Origin of the sequence: Streptomyces spongiae, assembly GCF_009377185.1 — a bacterium.
GTDB classification, from domain to species: Bacteria; Actinomycetota; Actinomycetes; order Streptomycetales; family Streptomycetaceae; genus Streptomyces; species Streptomyces spongiae.
Window position 1 is genome coordinate 1 of the sequence record NZ_VJZC01000622.1, and the last position, 5,656, is coordinate 5,656.

The window sequence follows — 5,656 nt, forward strand, 5'->3', positions numbered from 1 at the left end:
GGGTGCACCTGGGGCGGAGCCCCCCCCGTGCACCTGCCCTCTCCCGCACCACGTGACGAACCTCATCGCACCGAGGTGGCGCACGCCGCCGTGAGGACCGATCGTCGCCAACTACGCGGCCCCGCCGCAGAGGTGACGGGAAGGTGTCTGTTCCGGCCACCGCATCTACCGCTTCCCCCCTCCCCGAATAATCGTTGATGTGTTCGAATCGAGTCGCTGACCGGGGCTGATGTGGCTAGAGTAATCGAACGGACGTACGATGAAGATATCGGGCGAATGGCCGAAAAGGGGCGGAGTGATGGAGGTGCGGCATGGCGGGCTACGCCCATCTGCACGTCGCGTCCGGTTACTCCGCTCGCTACGGCGCCGCCCACCCCGAGCACCTCGTCCGGCGGGCGGCCGAGCGGGGCATGGCGACGCTCGCGCTCACCGACCGGGACACGGTCACCGGTGTCGTCCGGTTCGCGCAGGCCTGCGCGAAGGGCGGGGTTCGGCCGATCTTCGGTGTCGACCTGGCGGTGGAGGCCGTCGTGCCCCCGCCTCCCGCCCAGCGCCGCCGCACCCCCGCGCGCGGCGGAGCCCACGTGGTCGAGCCACCCCTGCGGTTCGTGCTGCTCGCACAGAACCGGGCGGGCTGGGCCCGGCTGTGCCGTATCACCTCGGCCGCCCATGGCACCGAGGCCGGTGGGACGCCGGTGGTGCCGTGGGCGGCGCTGCGCGAGCACGGCGGCCCGGGCCTGACCGTGCTGCTGGGGCCGCTCTCGGAGCCGGTGAGGGCGCTGGCCGTGGACAGGGAGGACGTCGCGGTGAAGCTGCTCGCGCCGTGGCGGGAGATCTTCGGGAGCGGGATCCGACTGGAAGCCGTCGTGCATAAACGTTTCAGCACTGGTCCGGGGTCGCTTCGTCTGGCCGCCCGCACCCTGTCGCTGGCCGATCACACCCACACCACCGCCGTGCTCTCCAACGCCGTCCGCTACGCCGACCCGGACCAGCACCGACTCGCCGACGTCCTGGACGCCGCCCGGCTGCTGCGGCCCATCGACCGGCGGCACCTGGACAGCGGGCAGCGCTGGCTCAAGGACGAGAGAAGGATGGCGGGCGTCGCGCGGATCGTCGCCGAGTGTGCCGGAGCGGACGCCCGACGAGCCCGTCGCCTGCTGGCGGACACCGCTGCCACAGCGGCCGCGTGCACCGTCGACCCCGTCTCCGACCTGGGCCTCGGCACACCCCACCTCCCCGAAGCGGACGTACTCGGCGCCGCACCCACGACGGGCGGCACGGCACACCTGCTGCGCCGACGGTGCGAAGAAGGCATGGCCCGGCGCGGCCTGGACCGCGACCGAGCCGCACTCGAGCGGCTGGACGAAGAGCTCTCGGTGATCTCCGCGCTCAACTACGACTCGTACTTCCTCGCGGTCGGACAGGTCGTCGTCGACATCCGGGACAAGGGCATCCGGGTCGCGGCCCGCGGCTCGGGCGCCGGATCGATGGTCTGCCATGCCCTGGGCATCGCCACCGCCAACCCGCTGGACCATCGGCTGCTGTTCGAACGCTTCCTGAGCGTGCGCCGGGCCTCGCTGCCCGACATCGACATCGATGTGGAGTCCGCCCGTCGGCTGGAGTGCTACGACACGATCTTCAACCGGTTCGGCAAGGAACGGGTGGCCGTCACCGCGATGCCCGAGACCTATCGCGCCCGCAGGGCGCTCAGGGACACCGGCCTCGCTCTCGGCATCGCGCCCGCCGACGTGGACCGGATCGCCAAGAGCTTTCCGCACTTCAGGGCGTCGGACATCACCGCCGCTCTCGCCGAACTGCCCGAGCTGCGGCAACTGGCGGCCGAGGCGGACCGGTACGGGCCGCTGTGGGAGCTCGCCGAAGGGCTCGACTCCCTCGTCCACGGCATGGCCATGCACCCCTGCGGAGTGGTCATCAGCGACGCCACCCTCCTGGACCGGCTGCCCGTGCAGCCCACCCCGCAGGGCGACTACCCCATGGCCATGGCCGCGAAGGAGGAGATCGAGGCGCTGGGCAACATCAAACTCGACGTCCTGGGTGTGCGGATGCAGTCCGCGATGGCCCATGCCGTCGACGAGATCGAACGCATCACCGGCAACCGCATCGACCTCGACGACCCGCGACAGGTGCCCCTCGACGACGTCTTCGCCTTCAAGCTCATCCAGGAGAGTCGGACGTTGGGTCTGTTCCAGCTCGAGTCGCCCGGCCAGCAGGACCTGCTGTCCCGGCTCCAGCCCCGCGACCCGCAGGACGTCATCGCCGACATCAGTCTCTTCCGGCCCGGGCCGGTCGCCGGAGGTATGCCCGAGCGGTACATCGCCGCCCGGCACGGCGGCACACCGGAGTACGCCCACCCGGACCTCGAACCGGTGCTCGCCGACACCTACGGCGTGACCATCTGGCACGAGCAGATCATCGAGACCCTGTCGGTGATGACGGGCTGCGACTACGCCCTGGCCGAGATCGCCCGGCGGGCGCTCGGGGAGAAGGAGCGGCTGCCCCGGATCAGGGACTGGTTCCACCGCCTGGCGCGCGCCCGCGGTTACGGCGCGGAGGTGCGGGACGAGGTCTGGAAGACCGTCGAGGCCTTCGGCGCGTACGGGTTCTGCCGCGCCCACGCGGTCGCCTTCGCCGTACCGGCCCTGCAGAGCGCCTGGCTCAAGGCGCACTACCCGGCCTTCCTGCTGGCCGGACTCCTGGAGCACGACCCCGGTATGTGGCCCAAGCGCGTCCTCGTCTCCGACGCGCGCCGCCACGGGGTGCGGGTCCTTCCCGTCGACATCAACCGCTCCAGGGTGCGGCACATCGTGGAGAAGGCCGACGAGGAGCGGTGGGGTGTGCGGCTGGCGCTGTCCGGGGTGCACGGCATCAGCGAGGAGGAGTGCGCACGGATCGAGGGAGGCCAGCCGTACGGATCGCTGTCGGACTTCTGGCAGCGGGCTCGTCCCAGCAGGCCGGTCGCCGAACGCCTCGCCGAGATCGGGGCCCTGGGCTCCCTGCACGACGGGCGTCTGACGCGGCGCGATCTGCTGTTGCAGATCTCCGAACTCCACCGGGCCTCCCGCACCCGGTCCGCGAGCAGGGGTCAGCTGCCCATCGACGTGAACGCCGTCGGAGGAGCGGAGCCGAGTGGTCTGCCGGAGATGACCGGACGCGAGGCCCTGAGCGCGGAGCTGAGCACCCTCGGCATCGACGTCTCCAAGCACCTGATGGAGTACCACCACCGGCTGCTGCGGGAGATCGGCGCGACGGACGCGGCGCATCTGGCCGGGATGCGTGCCGGTCAGCAGGTGCTCGTCGCGGGTGTGCGGGCCTCCACCCAGACCCCGCCGATCGCCAGTGGCAAGCGCATCATCTTCGTCACCCTTGAGGACGGCTCCGGCCTGGTCGACCTGGCCTTCTTCGAGGACTCCCACCCCGCCTGCGCGCACACCGTCTTCCACAGCGGACTGCTGCTGGTGCGCGGCACGGTCCAGGTGCGCGGCACCCGCCGTACCGTCGTCGGCACCAGGGCGTGGGACCTGGACGAGATCGCCACCGCCCGCCGCGACCACGGCCCCGAAGCCGCCCTCGCCCTGCTCGGCGCCGACCACCCGCAGCCGACCCCCGCCCAGGCGCGGCCGGCCCCCGCGCAGCCGCACCGCACTCTGGCCGACGGCACCGCCGGCGCCCGGCTGCATCCCTACGCCGACCTGCAACCGGCCGGCAGCCGCTCGGCCGACCTGAAGAAGCTCGGCCACCGCAGTCCGGGGAGCGCGGGATGACCGGACGCCGGCGCCACATCGCCCACCTCCACCTGCACGCGGCGCTGAGCGAGGCCCAGTACGACGACGTAATCGAACTGATGTCTGGCATCACGCCCCACGTCCAGGCCGTCCCACCCGACGCCGTCCAACTCGACCTGACCTCCGCGCTCAGGTACTTCGACCTGTCTCCCTACGACATGGTCCAGACGGCGAAGATGCGGCTGAAGCTCTTCTACGACATCGACAGCAGCGCCGGCCTCGCCGGCAACCGCATGCTGGCCACCATGGCGGCCGACGCCTCCGCGCCCGGCGACACCACCTGGGTCCCCACCGAACAGGCCGCCGACTGGCTGTACCCCCGACCGGTCACCGCACTGCCCGGTATCGGCCGCGCCACAGCGGAAACGCTCAGCAGATACGGGCTGCACACCATCGGCCAGATCGTCGACATACCCGCGGCCACCCTGCAACGCCTCCTCGGTGTCGGCCAGGCGCGACTCCTGACCGAACGCGCCCGAGGCCACGACCCCCGCCCGGTCACCCCCACGGAGCCGGCAGCCCACCTGACCGCCGACCTCGTGCTGGACCGCGACTGCCTCGACCCGGCGCGGCACCATCAGGCCGTCCTCAGGCTCGCCGACCGGATCGGTCAACGCCTGCGCGGTGAAAAGCAGGTCGCCGGCCGGCTGACTCTCACCGTGCGCTACGCCGACCGCAGCTCCAGCACCCGCACGCGTCCCCTGCCGGAACCCAGCAACCACTCACCCACCCTGGCGGCGGCTGCCCTGGGGCTGCTGACCAGCCTCGGGCTGCAACGAGCACGCGTGCGCGCCTTCGTGATCCGAGCCGACGACCTGCGGTCGGCCGACGGCGCTCACCGCCAACTCTCCCTGGACCCCGGTGACGACCGTGCCCGCTCCGCCGAAGCGGCCGCGGACCGGGCCCGGCGGCGGTTCGGTTCGGGAGCCGTGTACCCCGCCACACTGGCCCATGATCAGCGCGGGCAGGGGCGGGCCCTGTTGATGAGTTGATCTCGTCCGCCGTTCTGGGACTTTCGTTCTGGGAACTTTCTGGGAAACGGCGTGACCTCTCGGGCATGCGTGCCCCGTGACCTGCGGTGTTCTCCCGCCGGCTCTCAGAAACCTCACAGAACCTCTCGGGAACGTCGTACCCGTGACCGCCAGTGTGTGCGGGTCCATGGCACACGGCGCCGAGAGTTCCCCCCGTTCGGCGCCGTGTGCTCCCCGCGAGCGAAGCGGAGTGTTCCCTGCATGGCTGCCACCACGCCCCGTCTCCAGACCAGGCCCGGTTCCGGTCCGCGGCCCGGTCCGAATCCACGGTCACCACACCACACCGTGCCGCTGCGGTTGATCGGCCCGTGGCAGAACGCTCTGGAAGGGGCCGCTGCCGTGCTGTGCGCGGTGGTGGCCATGGCGGTCGTGTCCGCGCTCGCGCTGGCCCTGCTCGACGCGGGGTCCTTCGGGTCGCTGTGGTCGTTGACGATGACGTTGACGGCCATGGCCGTCGGCGGCTCGGTCAGCGCGGGTTCGGATGTCTCCGGAGACAGCGGGTCGATGGGCGGGCTGGCCTCGCTGTTCGGCGGCGGTGGCATGAGCCCGTCGATCAGCGGCGCGGCCCATGTCGTACCGCTCGGCGTCACGCTGGTCGGCGCCGTCGTCCTGTGGCTCGTGTTCTCCCGGCGACTGCGGCAGGGGCAGCAGCGGAGGTTCACCGCCGGTGAACTGGCCGTACGGGCTGCCGGAGCGGGGGCAACGGCCCTGTTCACCCTCATGATCGTGGCCGGTCTCGCGAAGGGCTCGGCCACCATGCCCGCGTCGGCGATGACCGGGATGGGGGGACCTGGCGGGGACCGGTCTGCCGAGGGCGGCGGG

General features: G+C 71.7%; 3 protein-coding genes. All 3 read left to right on the forward strand.

The window, feature by feature from the left end:
* Positions 1-311: 311 nt before the first annotated feature.
* Entirely contained in the window at positions 312-3,782 is a 3,471-nt protein-coding gene (locus FNH08_RS43125; RefSeq protein WP_152776970.1) for a DNA polymerase III subunit alpha, read from the forward strand.
* Positions 3,779-4,795: a DNA polymerase Y family protein gene (locus FNH08_RS43130; protein ID WP_152776971.1), complete on the forward strand. Its 1,017-nt coding sequence runs from the start codon at positions 3,779-3,781 to the stop codon at positions 4,793-4,795. Before FNH08_RS43125 ends, FNH08_RS43130 begins: the two co-directional genes overlap by 4 nt.
* Positions 4,796-5,119: 324 nt before the next feature.
* The coding region (locus FNH08_RS43135) for a streptophobe family protein (RefSeq protein WP_322726386.1) at positions 5,120-5,656 on the forward strand (537 nt) is incomplete at its 3' end.

Bases quoted from the DNA above. Each gene is read 5' to 3' on its own strand.
- FNH08_RS43125 (WP_152776970.1), top strand. From the start codon at position 312: ATGGCGGGCTACGCCCATCTGCACGTCGCGTCCGGTTACTCCGCTCGC.
- FNH08_RS43130 (WP_152776971.1), top strand. From the start codon at position 3,779: ATGACCGGACGCCGGCGCCACATCGCCCACCTCCACCTGCACGCGGCG.